Raw genomic sequence first — 16,313 nt, forward strand, 5'->3', positions numbered from 1 at the left:
CGTCAGCCCAGCAGGGGCACATGGATTTCGGTCAGCAGCGCCTCTGGCGGCGTATCGGTGGGATCGTTCAAGTAGACCTCGAACGAGGGGCTGTCCGCAGGCATCCGACCGGATTCGGGCAGCGCCACGCCATAGGCATGGTCCCAGGCCGCCGGCAAGCCCGCATAAGCCCCCTTGAAGGTCAGAACGAGGCGATCGCCGTCCGGCAGGGGAATGTCCTGCAGGTCCTCGGGCATGGCAAAATCCGCCTCCACCAGGATGCCCGCGGCGCTGCGCAGGTCCGGCTCTGGCGTGTCCGCGGGCGAGTCGTAGTAGATGGCGGCCATACCGCGCGCCTGCGGCCACAGCCTCCTGGCTGAGAAAATCGCGGCCAGTTCGGTAAAGGCGCGGGCAATCTGGTGATAGTCGCCCTTGTGCGGCAGCGCCGCCAGACGCGCGGGCGCGCAGATGCGGATTTCAACGGGGTACATGGCGGGGTCTCCTTTGCGCAGGGTCAAGGTCATGCGGTCAGCCTGTCCGGCGGTACGGAAAGCCAGGGGCGTGATGCCGTAATGCGCCTTGAAGGCACGGTTGAAGCTCTGGGCGTTGGCATAACCCACGCGGGCGGCGATCAGCTCCACCGGCTCTGCCCCCTGCACCAGCCATTTGCCGGCGCGGTGCAGGCGCAGGCGGCGCACGGCCTGCGCCACCGTCTCGCCCGTCATCGCGACGTAGACCCGGTGAAAGTGGAACCGCGACATCGCCGCCACATCCGCCAGCGCATCAAGCGAAAGGTCGCCGTCTGGCGTGTCAACGATGTGGCGCATGACGCGGCGGATACGGGCCTCATATGCGGTGGCGGGGTGGTCTTGTCGGGTCATTGCGGTTGTCCTTTGTCTGCCAAGACCCTAGACGGGCCAGTTGCGACAAATCTTGCTTTATTGCATCCCGCGCGCGGCGAGGCCATATAGCGCCCTGCAAGGAGACCCGGATGACTCATTACCTCGACTTCGAAAAACCCCTGGCCGAAATCGAAGGCAAGGCCGAAGAGCTGCGCCGCATGGCGCGTGACAACGAGGAAATGGACGTCGCGGCAGAGGCTGCCGGGCTCGACCGCAAGGCCGAGACCCTTCTCAAGGATCTCTATGCCAAGCTGACGCCCTGGCGGAAATGCCAAGTCGCGCGCCATCCTGACCGGCCACATTGCAAGGACTATGTCGAGGCGCTGTTCACCGAGTTCACGCCGCTGGCCGGGGATCGCGGCTTTGCCGACGATCACGCGGTCATGGGCGGCCTGGCGCGGCTGGACGATCGTCCGGTTGTGGTGATCGGCCATGAAAAGGGCAACGACACCAGCTCGCGCATCACCCACAACTTCGGCATGGCCCGGCCCGAGGGCTATCGCAAGGCGATGCGTCTGATGGAAATGGCCGACAAGTTCGGCCTGCCCGTGGTCACGCTGGTCGATACCCCCGGCGCCTACCCCGGCAAGGGGGCCGAGGAACGCGGCCAGTCAGAGGCCATCGCCCGCGCGACCGAGAAGTGCCTGCAGATCGGCGTGCCGTTGGTCACTGTCGTGATCGGCGAGGGCGGGTCGGGTGGCGCCGTCGCCTTTGCCACCGCCAACCGGGTGGCGATGCTGGAACATGCTGTCTACTCGGTGATCTCGCCCGAGGGGTGCGCCTCGATCCTGTGGAAGGATTCCGACAAGATGCGCGAGGCCGCCGAGGCGCTGCGCTTGACCGCGCAGGATCTCCATCAACTGGGGGTCTGCGACCGGGTGGTGCCTGAGCCGCTGGGCGGTGCGCACCGCGACAGCGAGGCCGCCATCGCCGCCGTGCACAGCGCCATCACCGGCCTTCTGGGCGATCTGGACGGCATGTCGCGCGAGGACCTGATCCGCGCCCGCCGCAACAAATTCCTGAACATCGGGTCCAAGGGCCTGGCGGCCTGAACCGCCACACCGCGCCCTTGACGGGCGAATCCGGCCTCTCCCAACCTGCAGTTGTAGCGAAACGCTCTGCAGCCTCGTGCGCCAGAACTGCCTGCGCTGAGAGCCGGCGCGAAACAATTTGCACGCGCTCGTGACGATGCGTCAGGGCATTGTCGGGTGACAGGCAGGTCCCGGTCCCGGCAGTATCCCCCGCATGGAGCTGATATTCGCATATGGGGCCGGGCTGCTGACCCTGATCAACCCCTGCGTGGTGCCGGTGCTGCCCATCGTCATCGCCACCGCCCTGCAGGCCAGCCGGGCTGGCCCCCTGGTCATGGCGGCGGGGCTCAGCCTGTCCTTCGTGGTGCTGGGCGTCGGGGTGACGGCCTTTGGCCATGCGCTGGGGATCGGCATCGACATGGTGTCCCGGGTGGGGGCCGTGCTGATGGTGCTGTTCGGGCTGGCGCTGTTGCTGCCCCAGGCGGCGGGCGTTCTTGAGACGGCCACTGCCGGTCTATCGGCCCGTGCCGATGTGCAGATGGATCAGATCGACCGTGGCGCACTGCGCGGGCAGTTCCTCGGCGGGCTGCTTCTGGGCGCGGTCTGGAGTCCCTGTATCGGTCCGACCCTGGGCGGCGCCATTTCGCTGGCCAGCCAGGGGCAGAACCTGGGCTGGGCCGCGCTGATCATGCTGTTCTTCGCGCTTGGCGTCTCGACCCTGATCCTTGGGCTGGCCTATGGCACCCGCGGCGCGGTCGGCCGGTACAACAGCCAGTTACGCGCCCTTGCGATCCGGACCCGCCCGATCCTGGGCGCGACTTTCGTGGCCGTGGGGCTCGGACTCTTCTTTAACCTGCATCATCTGGTCGAGGCCTGGCTTATCGGTGTCTTGCCGGCCTGGCTGATCGACCTTTCCGTTTCCCTCTGACCCCGGGCCCGAGACCCGAACCTACAAAGGAGCTTTCACATGGATCGCCGCCGCTTTCTGACCCTAACCGCCGGAACGGCCTTTGCCCTACCCCTTGCTGCCCATGCGGCACCGCTGGCCTACACCCCCGGCCTCGTGACAACGCACCTGGACAAGGGCGACACCGTCTTTCTGGATTTCAAGGCCAGCTGGTGCTCGACCTGCGCCGCGCAAGAGCGCGTCATCAAGGCGCTGAAGGGTGAAAATCCGGACTACGAGGCACAGATCACCTTCATCGACGTGGACTGGGACGAGCACAGCCGGTCCGAGCTAGCGAAATCGCTGAAGATCCCGCGCCGGTCGACGCTGGTCGTCCTGAAAGGACAGGCAGAACTGGGCCGGATTGTCGCCCAGACCTCTCGCGCGTCGATCAAGGGACTGATGGACACGGCCCTGACCGCCGCCATGACCTGACGACAGGCGGGGCCTCAGGCCCCGCCATCCGCCTTGTGCACCGCGCGCACGGCCATGAGGGTGACCACGGGGCCGATCAGCTCGAAGACCACGGTCGTCCCGATGGTCAGGGTCAACAGGATATCCCCGACTGCGGGCATCTCGACAGCAGCGACCAGAGCCATGCCCACCGCGACACCCGCCTGGGGCAGCAACGCCGGGCCGATCCAGCGCCGTTCGACAGGCGTCAGCCCGCCGAACAGCCCCCCCAGCCATCCCCCGGCAAGACGTCCGAGGATACGCAGGATGATGTACCCCAGCCCGATCCAGCCGACAGCGGCTAGCGCGGCCAGCTCCATCGACGCCCCGGCGAGCAGGAAAAAGAGGATCAGGAAAGGGCGCTCGACCATCTCGATCTCGTGGAAGGCGCGTTCGTGATGTCGCGCAAGGTTGGCGATCACCGCCCCCGCCGCCATGCCCGCCAGCAGGAACGACACCTCGAACCAAAGCGCGAGACCCGCAGTCAGGAAGACGAGGCCCAGCGCCTCGATCCGCGTCGGCTCTCCCGGGCGCAGTCGCCCGGTCAGAACGGCCCCCGGCAGGCCGATGACCAGGCCAAGCACAAGCGCGCCGCCCACCTCCCAGAGTGCCACAAGCAACAATTGGGGATCAAACCCGGCACTGGCGACGGCCTGCGCGGCCACAACCGCCAAGGCAAAGACCATCATCCCCCAAGCATCGTCGATGGCCACGATACCGCGCAAGGTATCGGCGAAATCGCCCTCGCCCCCTGCCTCGCGCAGGGTTTCCTGCGTGGCCGCCGGGTCGGTCGCCGTGGCCACGGCCCCGATCAGGATCGCAAGTTCCGGCGGCAGGCCAATCAGCCAGAGGCCGATGGCCACGACCACCATCGTCGCCAGGACCACCGCCACGGAGACTGCCAGGATCGCCCGCCCGTGTGCCGCCACCTTGTCACGGCGCAGGGACGACCCCAGGAGAAATGCCACCATCGTCAGGGCCACGATGGAGAGCGGTTCGTACCAGTGGATTGCCGCCTTGGGCAGCAGCGCCAGCCCCGACGAGCCGATCAGCACGCCAATGACCAACAGCAGGGTCACGCCGGGCACCCGGGTGCGCCGCCCCAGCGTGTCCGCCGCGAGCCCCGCAAGAAACAAGACGCCCAGCGTGATGAAGATCGGTGCGAATTCCATACCTGCTACTTGCCGCATCGCGGCAGCGCTGCCAATGGGGACCGTATCAGCCCGCCAGCATCCGCAGGCCCTGTGTCACGTCAGAGCGCACCGCCAGCCGCAGGCCCGGTTCGTCGCCCGCCTTGAGCGCCGCGATGATGAGCCGGTGATACTGCGGCGGTTCCGACCGCCGCAGCCGACCATAAAGCGCCCGCATCGTCGGCCCCAGCTGCAACCAGACCGTTTCTGCCATCGCCAACATCGCAGGCGCCTGCGCGCGCAGGTAGAGCGTGCGGTGAAACTCCAGGTTGGTACGGATATAGCCCACCGAATCGCGGTTCGAGACAACGTCTGCGATGGTGGCATTGATGGTATGCAACCGTTCGATCAGCGCGATATGCGCCCTTGGCAGCGCGCGTGAGGCCAGTTCGACCTCAATCAGGGCGCGCAGGGCGGCCAGTTCCTCGATCCGCTCGTTCGACAGCTCGGGCGTGGACACCCGCCCGGAAGAGGACATGGTCAGCGCCCCCTCGGCCACCAGCCGGTGCACGGCCTCGCGGGCGGGGGTCATCGAGACGTCGAATTCCCGGCCGATGCCGCGCAGGGTCAGCGCCTGACCCGGCGCCATCTGCCCGTGCATGATCCGCGTGCGCAGTCCGCGATACACGCGGTCATGGGCCGAGGCGGCGATCTCTGGTCTGGATACGGCTTGCATGTGTCTTTTGTGATCACATTTGCGGCGCCGGTCAATGGCCGTGACGCCCCGCCCGCCCGCGTTAACCCTTGCAAGCGAAACGGGCTACACGGCGGATATGAATCAAAGTTATCGTCAATTTAAGATTTTTCCGACGGTTCCCGGGGGCGGGCCGCGGACCGTGCCACGCATTGCAAGAGAGTTTGTCATGACCCGTACCGCACCGATGTCCGCCTACAAGACGCTTGGCGTCACGCCTGAGGATGATTTCGCCACCATCCGGCGCGCGTGGATCCGGCAGGTCAAGGCGCACCATCCCGACGTCAGCGGAGGCGATATCGAGGAAGGCACACGCAAGCTGGCCGAGTTGAACAACGCCTATGACGCCCTGCGATGGCACAACCCCGAGAAACTGCGGATCATGAAAGAGCGCGAGGCCCAGGAGCCGCGCGAGGAACAGGGGTGGCGCGCGCGTCGCCGCAAGCCACAAGCGCAGGAGCCCCGCAGCGACAGCGCTCAAGCCCGTCAGACGAACCAGGCACCACGCGAGACCAACCCCACGGCGACCGCACAGCCCCCGCAGGCGCAGCCCCAAAACGAACGGCGCGAAACGCTTTGGGCCAGCTTCGTCTCTGCCCAGGCAAAAGAACGATTCCGGGCCGGTCAGCGGCTTTGCGCCGCCGCGTCGCAGGTCGACTCGGGCAAGATAGTGCACCGCGCCTGACCGGCCTGCCTGCACGGCACCACGCGGTCAGTCGAACCGGTATCGGTGCAGTTCCGCACCGTGTTCCTTCAGCCATTTTCGGGGGCTGCGCCAGTCGCCATAGAGCGCCTCGACCTGTCGCCAGAAGGCCGGGGAATGATCCATGTGCCGAAGATGCGCGACCTCGTGCGCGGCGACGTAGTCCAGCACCTCGGGGTGGCCCAGGATCAGTCGCCAGGAATACATCAGGCCACCGTCATGGGTGCAGCTGCCCCAGCGCGAGCGTGTATCCCGCAGCGTCAGGCGGCTGTAATCGCGTCCGAGCCGCGCGGAATAACGGTCCGAGGCCTCTGCCAGCCGGTCACGGGCCCGCGTCCGCAGCCACCCCTTCAACCGCGCCGCCATCCGCTCTTCGGGGCCGGGCACCAGCAATACCCCGTCGGCCTGCCGCACCTGGCGACCGCTGCCGCCGCGAATCTCGTGCATGACCCCCTCGACAGGCACGCGCGCCCCCGGGCCAACGGCCACCGGCCCCGACACCCCGGCAAGGTGCCCGCGCAACCAGCTTTCCTTGGAACGGAGAAAGGCAAGCCCCTCGGATTCGGGCACTTTTTGCGGCAGGGTCAGCGTCACCCGCCCGTCCAGCTGCGAGATCCGCAGCGACAGGCGGCGGGCACGCGCCGACCGCCGCAGGACAACCGCAACCGGAGGGTTGCCAGTCAAGGTGATTTGCCCCATATGCCCCCTGCCCCGCTGCTTGCTGTCAAAGCTTTTGACATCCCTCACCTGATATGGCAGGGGGCGTGGATTGTCGACAGACACAGAGAGTTGAAGGGGATCACCCATGCCCAAGGAAGAATGGGGCACCAAGCGTGTCTGCCCCACCACTGGCAAACGTTTCTACGACCTGAACCGCGACCCGATCGTCAGCCCCTATACCGGCGAGGTGGTCAACCTCGAAACCGGCAAGCGGAGCATGATCGCTGCGGATTCAGCGGATGCCGCCAACAAGTCCAAGGCCAAGGAGTCCGAGGAAGAAGTCGATCTGATCGAGGACGATGACGTCAATGTCGATCTCGACGATGATGACGTTCTCGAGGACGAGGAGGACGACAACGTCTCTCTGGACGATATCACGGACGTCTCGAACGAAGACGACGACACCTGATTTCTGGCCACCAGCACAGTACACAGCAACGCCGGTCGGGTCCTCCGTCCGGCGTTTTTCTTTGCGCGGCCCTTCGTCAGGACCTCTGCCGAAGCTCCGTCAGGAAATTCTCTCCTTGCCGCAATTTTCCGCTTGATCCCATCGGCGGCAGGGCGTAATTCCCGCCCACGGCGCCGATGGCGTCGCCCGGGAATGGGGCCTTAGCTCAGCTGGGAGAGCGCTACAATGGCATTGTAGAGGTCAGGGGTTCGATCCCCCTAGGCTCCACCATTACCCCCACTTCAACACGATAGCTGAACGTTGGTGCGATATGTTTCGGACCGAGTCGGATGCACTTGAAAGACTGGCCTCAGGGTCTGCTGTCTCAAGTTAGCCGACACACAACCCTATGTGTCTTCGCCCGTCCAACCAGACGTCCAGGGAGCCTCAGACAGAGGCGAAGCATCCCAGCGCGGGTCCGTGAACGCCGATGTCCAACGGTCCGAAATCGCTGTCCACGCACAGGCTGAAATACCCCGCCCGCGGCAGGAAAAGCACCGAGTAGGCGCCGTTGGAACGGGTCACGCTGTAACAGGTCTGGGTCAGCCCGCCGCTGAAATTCACCGTGATCGGACGCGGGCGACGCACGCGCATGCGCGCGAAATCCTCCAGCAGCAGCCGGTCCCCCTGGCTTTCCACCGCAAAGCCCGCCAGTTCATCCTCGACAAGCCGCGTCACATGCGCGGACCAATCCTGCTGTGTCATGACCGTCAGGTTAAGGCGCGACGCACAAGGTTCAAGCCCGCGATCAGCAACACAAGCAAGGTCGCCCGCCGAAAGGCGCGCTGGTCGATCCGGCTCTGCACCCGCGACCCGACCCACATGCCCACCAATGCTGGCGGCACCAGTGCCAGCGACAGCCAGACGGTCGCCGCGTTCAGCACGCCAGAGCCGATATGGGCCAGGGTCAGCGCGACCGCGCCCAGTCCGTAGATCACGCCTTGTACACGCATCTGCTCGCGTTTCTCGGTGCCCATCGCTGTCAGGTAGGCCACGGTCGGCGGCCCCCAGACGCCCGAGAACCCACCGATGAACCCGGCAAACACCCCGATCCCGATTTCCAGCCCCCTATGGCCCTCGCTTGCGACGCGGGGTTGCCAGCCTGCTAGCTGCAGAATCGCGAAAAGGGTGATTGGCGCCCCGATCATCAGCAACAGGACCTGCGCCGGCAGCACCGCCACCAACTGGGCGGACAGCAACAGCATCACGCAGGCAACGCCAAGAAAGACCCGGAACCGGCGCACGGATTGCACGGCCGCGCGTGGCCCCTGGGCCAGCGCCTGGAAACCGTTTGTCACCAGCGTCGGCAGGATCAAACCCGCCAGGGCAAGTTCCGGTGCCACGAGGCTGCCGAGGCCCGAAACGAGAATCATCGGCATGGCAAAACCGACCAGCCCCTTGATCACCCCGGCAAGCGAGGCAATTCCTAGGGCAACGAGAACCGTAAGCGGGGTCAGATCGGCAAGAATTCCGGGCATGGCGGCCTCTTAGCATGTCCTGCCCTGACCGCACGTGGATTCAACATCGCGCAACAATTGAACAATACCGCCGCACCTCAAGCATTTTTGTTGCGCTGCACCTGCAAAGTAGCTAGGACCGTCGGGAAGTTGTATGCCGACCCAAAATCCCGGGGCGCATATTTTGCTATTCGCGCAAAGGGATGGCCAAGCCAGCCCGCACGGCGACAAAGAGAGAGGACCTGTTGAATGGCGCATGACGGACAAGACCTGAGCCTTGGCAGCGTGATTCTGCCCGACCTTCTGACCCTGACCGGCGAATCGATCGCGCCGATCGAGGGCATCCTGGAAACCGCCCGCACCCATGTGCAGGGAATGGTGATGGCCGATGGCCGCGTGTCCGGCGCCCTGGTCGAGCAGAACCAGTTTGCCGCACACGGGCTGGCCTGGCTGGCCACCTACGTCGAATCGCTGCGTCAGATGCAGGCCTGGGCCACCCGTCTGGAGGCGGAAGGCACCTTTGGCGAGGTCGAGCAACTGATCCACCAGATCGCCTTTGGCGAGTACCTGTCGCAGATCCACGGCGGCATCCAGATGAACCAGGGCGAAATCGTGCGCCTGGCGGACATGGGCCTGAGCCAGGACGAGCGCCGCGCGATGCTGACCGAAACGGTCGAGCATCTCATGCAGCACGGCAACAACCCCGGCGCCCGCACCCGGCTGGTGCACCTGATGGAAGAGCGCCAGGCCGAAGTCACGCATGGTCGCACCGGGCTGGACGAAGAGTTGGAGATGATCCGCGACCAGTTCCGCCGCTACGCGGTCGAGCGCGTCGAACCTCATGCCCATGAATGGCACCTCAAGGATGAGCTGATCCCGATGGAAATCATCGAGGAACTGGCAGAAATGGGCGTCTTCGGCCTGACCATCCCCGAGGAATACGGCGGCCTGGGCCTGTCCAAGGCCTCGATGTGCGTTGTCTCCGAGGAACTGTCGCGCGGCTATATTGGTGTCGGCTCTCTGGGCACACGGTCCGAGATCGCCGCCGAACTGGTGATCGCTGGCGGCACGCAGGAACAGAAGGAAAAGTGGCTGCCCCGCTTTGCCAGCGGCGAGACCCTTCCCACGGCCGTCTTTACCGAACCGAATACCGGCTCCGACCTCGGGTCGCTGCGCACGCGCGCGGTCAAGGACGAAAGCGGCGACTACAGCGTGACCGGCAACAAGACCTGGATCACCCACGCCGCGCGGACCCATGTCATGACCCTGCTGGCGCGGACCGATCCGTCGACGGACAACTACAAGGGCCTGTCGATGTTCCTGGCCGAAAAGACCCCGGGCACGGACGAAGACCCCTTCCCGACCGAGGGCATGACCGGTGGCGAGATCGAGGTGCTGGGTTATCGCGGCATGAAGGAATACGAGCTTGGCTTCGACAACTTCAAGGTCAAGGGCGAGAACCTCTTGGGCGGAGAGGAAGGCAACGGCTTCAAACAGCTGATGGAGACGTTCGAGAGCGCCCGCATCCAGACCGCCGCACGCGCCATCGGCGTGGCACAGGCCGCTCTGGACGTGGGCATGCAATATGCCATCGACCGCAAGCAGTTCGGCAAGTCGCTGATCAACTTCCCCCGGGTTTCGGGCAAGCTGGCCATGATGGCGGTGGAAATCATGATCGCCCGGCAGCTGACCTATTTCTCGGCCTGGGAAAAGGACCACGGCCGCCGCTGCGACCTTGAGGCTGGCATGGCCAAGCTCTTGGGCGCGCGCGTGGCCTGGGCCAATGCGGACAACGCGCTGCAGATCCACGGCGGCAACGGCTTTGCGCTGGAATATACGGTCAGCCGTATCCTTTGCGATGCACGCATCCTCAACATTTTCGAGGGCGCTGCCGAGATCCAGGCACAGGTGATCGCGCGGCGACTGCTGGCCTGACTGGCACCCGATCCGAAATGCAAAGGCCCCGCCGGTTGGCGGGGCCTTGTTCATTTCGTGATCCAGCTCTACGTCGACCTCCTTGCGGGTCTGACACTACTTCCCATGAAGCCTCCTGAAGAAATCTTCGGGAGGCTTCTTCGCCGGAGGTCAGCTCGGCGGGACTTTGCCGACCTTCAAAGCTTCTTTAGATTGATAGCAGACCCGTGGAGGTGCACTCCAAATTCAGCACGCTTCGTCGAGCGCCCTTGAAACGCTCGCCAAACGGTCTGCCAACGCCGCGTTCATCGCGGCATAGCCCGCTTCAATCGAGCCGAGTTCCGCATATCCGACGAATAGGCCGGCGAATACTTCCGTGTGATGCAGTCGGGTGCAGTTTTCGGACAGGGGTTCGAGGTCGAACCGGTGCACGCCGTGAAATATGCCCGGGACGCCGCCACCCCAGACGAGGCTGCGGTCGGGTTCGGCCACGATGACCCGAGGGTGGATAACGAGTCGATGGCCGTTGGGTTTGTGCACCTCAACCTCCAGCCGAGCCCCGCGCTCCGCCACGCCCTCGACACGGACATGGTACGGATTCCACTCGGGGCAGGTGGCCAGATCAACCAAGACCTGCCAGATACTCTCTGCGGCGTAGGGCAGATCGATATAGGTCTCGATTTCGATCCGGGTCGGGCGCTCTGTCGTCTCGGCTGCCGCCATGTTTGCGCCAGTGAGAATCGAGGTGATGAACAAGACGGATTTGAGCATGGTGTCCTCCATTGATGATGAGGACAGATTGCCCGCTGCTGTCGCATTTCTATTGAACGATCGCGGCAGACTGCCGTGCTACATCACGAAACGACCTAGGTGTCACGCTTGACACCCGCCGGAAATCGCGCTGGAAATGCGCCTGATCGGCATAGCCGCAGCAATAGCCGATCTCGGCCAATGGCGTTGCCGTCTCGGTCAGCAGGTGTGTGGCCCGCCGCATCCGGGCGCGGCGCAGGACGCTCGAAAAGCTGCGGCCTGCCTCTCCCAGCCGGCGCTGGAGAGACCGGTCCGAGAGCGCCATAGCCCGCGCGGCCTCCCCTAGCTTCCAGCCGAGCCCGATATCGCCGGCAAGCAGGTCGGCGAGGCGGTCATTCACGGTTCCGGCGTCAGAACGATCTTCTGAAAGAGCCGCAGGATCGTTGGACCAGCGGATCGAGAAATGCTGCGCGTCGCAGTCGAGCTTCGTCTCGGCGATCTCGTTTGGGACAAGCTCCACCGAACCGAGTGAGAGACGGCAGTCTTTCGCGCCGATACGGGCAAGCAGGCCAAAAAGGATACCCGCAATCAGCAGGTTCTCGGCTGCGCTGGCGGGGTCCGCCTTGCTCTCGCGCCGGCACTGCCACTGGCGCGGCGTGCCGTTGTCGATCCGCGTCCGGTGGATTGAATGGTAGTATCTTTCCAGACGCATCCACTTCTCGGCCAGCACTGTCGGCTCGACGGACCGGACCAGAACGGCGATGACGGGCGATTCCTCGTCCAGGTCAAGGTATTGCCCGATCCGTAGGACGGCCGACGCTCCGTGCCGATCCGTGAAAGCCGTCAGCAGCGTGAGCTTGTCCCGGTCGGACACGACACCGGCCTGCATAGGATCGGGCCGCAGAATGCCCCGGCAGAGGTCCGGGTCGATCTGGCCAATCGCCCCGACCACGAGACCGATCAGCGTCGTGCTGGTGAAACCGGACATGTCCTCCTCCCGATCGAGGGGCGCCGGGCCGCTGGAGCGGTCCGACGCCTTGATATCACGCAGGGTTCAGACGAAGGCCGGGACGATCATGGCAAGTGCCAGCACGCCCCCTTGTGACCCATTCGGTGCGACCCAACCCAGCGTACTCTTCAGCCCCGTTTCGCCGCCAGAGCTGAACCGCAAGAAGGATGTGCCAGACGGCCAGCAACGGAAAGCCGAAATCCACAAGCGGGTCGAGCACTTCGCCCGAGACGCCGATCTGTTCACCAGCCAGCAGGAACAGGACAGGCGAGAGCGCGAGGCCGTACCCCACCAGGGAGCGGCTGATGTTCGTGCCATTCAGGAACACGATACAGATCGACGCAAGCCACACACCCCAGCAGATATTGGCCAGGTGCTCGCCAACGAGCATACCGGCGTAGTGGTTGCACGCGCCTTCGAGCATCGCCGCCATCTGCGCCTTTTCCGGGTCGGCGGCCTCGGTCACGAAATAGGGGATCAGGATGACCCAACGGCCGAAGCCGAGCGCCTGGCAGAAACCGGCGAGCGTGCCAAAGATCAACGACAGGGCCGCAGATATGTGCGACTGGGCGCGGACCACGTGGTAGAGAAGAACCGAGATCAGGATCTGGGTGATCCCGGTCATGGTCAGCACCCAGTAGGTCGGACGGATAATGGCCTCGTTCTCGGCGAAGATCGCGAAGCGTTCCGGCGCTGGATAGCGGAGAACCTCGGGAAACTCGAAGACGCCACCGAGAACGGCGAAGCCAGCGAACATGGCGACGATATGTAGGATGAGCACGACGGCCGTCGCGCGGTCGGGGGTTCGGGGTGGGACAGGCATGACAGACCTCTTTGGATGTAGGTTTCCGTGCCGCCAGCATGACTGAGCCAAGACCCCGCCTATTGAAGGATCGCGCCAATCCGCCCAATCCGGTCTTTGGCGCGTTTGTTCAATTAGTCTCGTCTGCGCGTCGGTAGGACACCGGCATCCAGATCGAAGGTGACCACTCATGGACACCATCGGATTTGCCATCGTCACCGGAACCAGCAGCGGGATCGGCTCAGTCCTCGCGACCAAGCTCGCCGCCCAGGGCTATGACGTGCTTTCCATCGTGCGGCGCCAATCTCCGTCCACGGAAAGCGGCCGGATCCGCCACCTGGCGCTCGACCTCACAGACAGCGACGCGATCCCGCGCGGTCTCGGAAGTCGAGTGCGCAGGCCGGCCTGTGGACCTGCTCGTCAACAACGCCGGGGTTCAGTATTCACACTGTGTTACGGATCTCTTAGACGAAGACCGCAGCGCGGCCCTTCGCACCGAGATCGCGCTTAACCTGGAAGTTCCGATCCGGCTGACTTGGTCGCTCATCGACCGCATCGCCCGGCCGGGTGGTGCCATCGTGAACGTGACGTCGCTGACGGCGCTACATCCCAAGACCTCCGCACCGGTCTATAGCGCCACCAAGGCCGGGCTGAAGTCATTCACCCGGGCTTTGCGCTTACAGGTGGAGCCAATGGGGGTTTATGTCATGGAAGCGGTCCCGCCACTGGTCGACACTGCGATGACCACGGGCCGCGGCAAAGGCAAGATCAGCCCATAGACGATGGTCGAAGCCATTCTTGCGGGCCTCGCCGACAGACGCCGCGTCGTGGCCCCCGGTCTTTCCGGCAAGGTCCTGAGGCTCAATCGGCTCTTTCCGGAACTCGTTGCCAGGTCGCTTGCCCTTGGTTGAAGCAGCCTTCGCCGAATATCGTTCAGAAGGCGCAAGGCGCACGTCGCGAGCTGTCATTCCAAATGCCACGGAAACGGGGGGCGACTGGAGTTTCTTTTTTCATAAATTTTGGTTCTTGCGACCATCACGCCATCGTCCTTTCCGGGCTCTCAAGCGTCGATCGCTGCAATGAGGCTGAACGTCCGTCTATCAACGGAACGGTCGTTGGAGCTTCCGGGCCCGAGCTTCGGTTCCGCGGGACGAAGCGGCTGTCCGTGACCGGAAGGCGGATGTCTTCTTTCGCTCAACGAACCCGAACGTCTTGCGCGATCTCTCAATCTGGGGCGCCCAGTATCGCTTCGGCCAACGCCGCCTCCAATGCAGGAACAAGATCGGTGCTGTCGTCCACCACCCCTAAGTCGGTGTTGATCTGGAAAGCGATCGTCAGGCCGTGGTCTGCATAGTGCCGCAGGCTCGACACGTAGCCTGGTATCCAGCCGCCATGGCCGTACACGGGCCCGAAGGGTCCGGTCTGGTAGACCGCGACGCCGCTTCCATAGAGCACATCGGGCATGTCTGGGTGCACGGGCACTCCATCGAGCAGGTCGTCGATGTACGGGCGGTCCATGGCGCGTCCTGAAAAGAGGTCACGCCCCCAAACCGCAAGGTCGGACGATGTCGAAACAAAGCCTCCCCCGGTCCACTCGACAACAGGGTTCCAGGCGAGGTGCCCATTTCGATCCATCGTGCGCGGCCGCAAACCGAAGAGATTGCCTTCGTCGGTATACCCAACCGCAAGCCCGTCAATCCTCGGCTCCAGCGATGGGTCTGTCGAGCGCAGACGAAGCGGTGTGAGGAAACGGTCCCGTGCAAGGTCGAACACGTCCTCACCCGTCGCCGCCTCGATCGCCAGCCCGAGCAGAACGTAGCCAGTGTCGCTGTAGTCCCAGCCGGAGCCAGCCTGGAAAAGCGGTGGCTCGTCGAGGATGAACGTGATCAGGTCGACCGGATCAAATTCCCCCTCCCCGAGTTCGATCAGTTCATCGGCCACGCCCTCCATGTGCACGTGGTCTGGAAGGCCCGATGTATGGTTTACGAGCTGTTCGATCGTGATCTCGGCGGCATTCGGCACGCGGGCGTACCACGGACGGTCGCCGAGGTAGTCCGAAACGAGATCGGACCTGGCGAGGATGCCGTCCGCTTCGAGGGACAGCACGAGTGCGCCCCACACCGTCTTGCCGATGCTTGCCGCAAGCATCCGGCTTTCTGGCGTCATCGGGATGCCTGCCTCGACATCGGCGTACCCAATCGCGAAGGCTTCGACGGTTCCGTCCTCCGTGGCGTAGGCAACCGTGGCGCCCGGAAAGCGATACGTTTCGTGGAACTCCGCCAGCACTTGCCGGACGGCGCTGCCCGCGCTCCTCGCTTCGGCCAATACCGGATGAACCGACGTGATCAAAGACACCGATAGCGCGGCGATCCGTTGCGCGACACACGTCATCGGGCCATGCCATCGTCTGAGGGTATGACCTCCACAGCGCTGCCGTCGCGGCGCAGCATGGTCTTCCGGTTCCACCAGACCACGGCAACCGCTACGGCTAGGAAAAGCCAGGTGTCGTAGGGCTGTGCGTCCGGCCAAATCGGAAAGATCAACTGCCAGTGAAACAGCATGGGCCATACCAGACTGCCGCGCGCCGAATTGAAGATCGGTGTGACGAGCACGGCCAGCGTGATGTTTCCAACGAGGAACGGAAAGAAGCTCCATGCCGCGAAAACGGTGCCTGAGAGGAAGAAAGCGGGCAGATGCCAGATCCCCCAAACCGTGCCGATGATGATGCCGGCCCAGAGTGGCGCCATGTGGCGCTGAAGGATGGGTTGAGCGACGCCGCGCCAGCCGAACTCCTCGATGGGACCGAGACAGAGCATCATAAAGGTCCACGCGAACATCCCGGCAATACCCCCGGGCGGCAACGGGGCGAGAACCGGACCGGACTTCAGCAACGATCCAAGGATGTAGACGACCGGGATGGCGATCAGGATGAAAAGGATCCAAGGCGCTGCCAACCGGACGAGGAAAAGGCGGGACAGGAACGCCTTGAGGCCCGCCAACCCGCCGAAGTAGAGCACCAGTGCAAAGGCCGAGATCGCAGGCGCCCAGGTGGCGAGAAAGAAGAATGGATGCGATCCGCTGATCTCGCCAAAACGGGCCGATGCCCAGTCGGGCGCAAGAATATACAGACTTACAACGCCCCACGTGATCGCGAAGGTCATGGCGAAAAACCCGAGCAAAGCGAAGGAAGGGACGTCAGCGGAGCGGGTGGATGTCGCGGTGTGCGGCATGAGATTGGCCCTCGGAAAAGATTTGGACAAGGTTGTCGGGGCCCGGTGGCCTCCGACCTGCGGTGTCCGACCGCGCAACGGCAAT

18 protein-coding genes, 1 tRNA gene and 1 pseudogene are annotated in these 16,313 nt (G+C 64.3%); 9 read left to right on the forward strand and 11 right to left on the reverse strand.

What is annotated here, in order from left to right:
• Positions 1–2 precede the first annotated feature (2 nt).
• Positions 3–860, reverse strand: a complete 858-nt coding sequence (locus tag KZZ07_RS20995) for an AraC family transcriptional regulator (protein WP_219516931.1) — start codon at positions 858–860, stop codon at positions 3–5.
• 110 nt (positions 861–970) lie between these two features.
• On the opposite strand from KZZ07_RS20995, the gene KZZ07_RS21000 reads away from it, so the two are divergent.
• The 3 genes from KZZ07_RS21000 (at position 971) to KZZ07_RS21010 (ending at position 3,293) form a co-directional block, all read left to right on the forward strand.
• Positions 971–1,933, forward strand: a complete 963-nt coding sequence (locus KZZ07_RS21000; protein WP_219516932.1) for an acetyl-CoA carboxylase carboxyltransferase subunit alpha — start codon at positions 971–973, stop codon at positions 1,931–1,933.
• Between the two features lie 193 nt (positions 1,934–2,126).
• Positions 2,127–2,840 carry a cytochrome c biogenesis CcdA family protein gene (locus KZZ07_RS21005; RefSeq protein WP_219516933.1) on the forward strand — a complete coding sequence of 238 codons (714 nt, stop codon included), beginning with the start codon at positions 2,127–2,129 and terminating at the stop codon, positions 2,838–2,840.
• 39 nt (positions 2,841–2,879) lie between these two features.
• Positions 2,880–3,293, forward strand: coding sequence for a thioredoxin family protein (locus KZZ07_RS21010; protein WP_219516935.1), 414 nt, complete (start codon positions 2,880–2,882; stop codon positions 3,291–3,293).
• A gap of 14 nt (positions 3,294–3,307) precedes the next feature.
• On the opposite strand, the gene KZZ07_RS21015 is transcribed toward KZZ07_RS21010, so the two are convergent.
• Complete coding sequence (locus tag KZZ07_RS21015) at positions 3,308–4,483, reverse strand: cation:proton antiporter (protein ID WP_219516937.1); 1,176 nt, start codon at positions 4,481–4,483, stop codon at positions 3,308–3,310.
• A 46-nt stretch (positions 4,484–4,529) separates the two neighbouring features.
• Positions 4,530–5,177: a GntR family transcriptional regulator gene (locus KZZ07_RS21020; RefSeq protein WP_219516940.1), complete on the reverse strand. Its 648-nt coding sequence runs from the start codon at positions 5,175–5,177 to the stop codon at positions 4,530–4,532.
• Between the two features lie 187 nt (positions 5,178–5,364).
• Between KZZ07_RS21020 and KZZ07_RS21025 the strand changes: the two genes are divergently transcribed.
• A complete protein-coding gene (locus KZZ07_RS21025) occupies positions 5,365–5,880 on the forward strand; it encodes a J domain-containing protein (protein ID WP_219516942.1) in 516 nt (171 codons plus the stop codon).
• Positions 5,881–5,907: 27 nt separating this feature from the next.
• Here the strand turns inward: KZZ07_RS21025 and KZZ07_RS21030 are convergent, their stop codons facing one another.
• Positions 5,908–6,597, reverse strand: a complete 690-nt coding sequence (locus KZZ07_RS21030) for a M48 family metallopeptidase (RefSeq protein WP_219516944.1) — start codon at positions 6,595–6,597, stop codon at positions 5,908–5,910.
• 106 nt (positions 6,598–6,703) lie between these two features.
• Between KZZ07_RS21030 and KZZ07_RS21035 the strand changes: the two genes are divergently transcribed.
• Together KZZ07_RS21035 and KZZ07_RS21040 are read left to right on the forward strand one after the other, a co-directional pair.
• Positions 6,704–7,027, forward strand: a complete 324-nt coding sequence (locus KZZ07_RS21035) for a TIGR02300 family protein (protein WP_219516946.1) — start codon at positions 6,704–6,706, stop codon at positions 7,025–7,027.
• 194 nt (positions 7,028–7,221) lie between these two features.
• Positions 7,222–7,297 (forward strand) — tRNA-Ala (locus KZZ07_RS21040).
• Positions 7,298–7,453: 156 nt separating this feature from the next.
• Here the strand turns inward: KZZ07_RS21040 and KZZ07_RS21045 are convergent.
• Both KZZ07_RS21045 and KZZ07_RS21050 read right to left on the reverse strand, forming a co-directional pair.
• Positions 7,454–7,771 (reverse strand): hypothetical protein, encoded by a 318-nt coding sequence (locus tag KZZ07_RS21045; RefSeq protein ID WP_219516948.1) that lies wholly within the window; start codon positions 7,769–7,771, stop codon positions 7,454–7,456.
• A gap of 5 nt (positions 7,772–7,776) precedes the next feature.
• A complete protein-coding gene (locus tag KZZ07_RS21050) occupies positions 7,777–8,544 on the reverse strand; it encodes a sulfite exporter TauE/SafE family protein (protein ID WP_219516950.1) in 768 nt (255 codons plus the stop codon).
• A gap of 228 nt (positions 8,545–8,772) precedes the next feature.
• On the opposite strand from KZZ07_RS21050, the gene KZZ07_RS21055 reads away from it, so the two are divergent.
• Positions 8,773–10,458: an acyl-CoA dehydrogenase family protein gene (locus KZZ07_RS21055; protein ID WP_219516952.1), complete on the forward strand. Its 1,686-nt coding sequence runs from the start codon at positions 8,773–8,775 to the stop codon at positions 10,456–10,458.
• Positions 10,459–10,683: 225 nt separating this feature from the next.
• On the opposite strand, the gene KZZ07_RS21060 is transcribed toward KZZ07_RS21055, so the two are convergent.
• From KZZ07_RS21060 to KZZ07_RS21070, 3 genes are read right to left on the reverse strand one after another with little or no spacing between them, the layout of a single operon-like run.
• Positions 10,684–11,208 (reverse strand): SRPBCC domain-containing protein, encoded by a 525-nt coding sequence (locus KZZ07_RS21060; protein ID WP_219516954.1) that lies wholly within the window; start codon positions 11,206–11,208, stop codon positions 10,684–10,686.
• Positions 11,209–11,257: 49 nt separating this feature from the next.
• Positions 11,258–12,175, reverse strand: coding sequence for a helix-turn-helix transcriptional regulator (locus tag KZZ07_RS21065; protein ID WP_219516955.1), 918 nt, complete (start codon positions 12,173–12,175; stop codon positions 11,258–11,260).
• Positions 12,176–12,230: 55 nt separating this feature from the next.
• Positions 12,231–13,019: a DUF4386 family protein gene (locus tag KZZ07_RS21070; RefSeq protein ID WP_219516956.1), complete on the reverse strand. Its 789-nt coding sequence runs from the start codon at positions 13,017–13,019 to the stop codon at positions 12,231–12,233.
• A 169-nt stretch (positions 13,020–13,188) separates the two neighbouring features.
• Between KZZ07_RS21070 and KZZ07_RS28125 the strand changes: the two are divergent.
• Positions 13,189–13,356, forward strand: a pseudogene (locus KZZ07_RS28125) (NAD-dependent epimerase/dehydratase family protein); the annotation flags it as partial.
• On the forward strand, positions 13,274–13,777 hold the full coding sequence (locus KZZ07_RS21075) for an SDR family NAD(P)-dependent oxidoreductase (protein ID WP_219516957.1): 504 nt from the start codon (positions 13,274–13,276) through the stop codon (positions 13,775–13,777). The pseudogene KZZ07_RS28125 and the gene KZZ07_RS21075, both read left to right, overlap by 83 nt.
• 445 nt (positions 13,778–14,222) lie before the next feature.
• Here the strand turns inward: KZZ07_RS21075 and KZZ07_RS21080 are convergent, their stop codons facing one another.
• Positions 14,223–15,389 carry a serine hydrolase domain-containing protein gene (locus tag KZZ07_RS21080; RefSeq protein WP_219516958.1) on the reverse strand — a complete coding sequence of 389 codons (1,167 nt, stop codon included), beginning with the start codon at positions 15,387–15,389 and terminating at the stop codon, positions 14,223–14,225.
• Positions 15,386–16,159, reverse strand: a complete 774-nt coding sequence (locus KZZ07_RS21085) for a CPBP family intramembrane glutamic endopeptidase (RefSeq protein ID WP_255564499.1) — start codon at positions 16,157–16,159, stop codon at positions 15,386–15,388. Before KZZ07_RS21085 ends, KZZ07_RS21080 begins: the two co-directional genes overlap by 4 nt.
• Positions 16,160–16,313 lie beyond the last annotated feature (154 nt).

Origin of the sequence: Mameliella sp. CS4 (genome assembly GCF_019392335.1) — a bacterium.
Taxonomy (GTDB): Bacteria; Pseudomonadota; Alphaproteobacteria; order Rhodobacterales; family Rhodobacteraceae; genus Antarctobacter.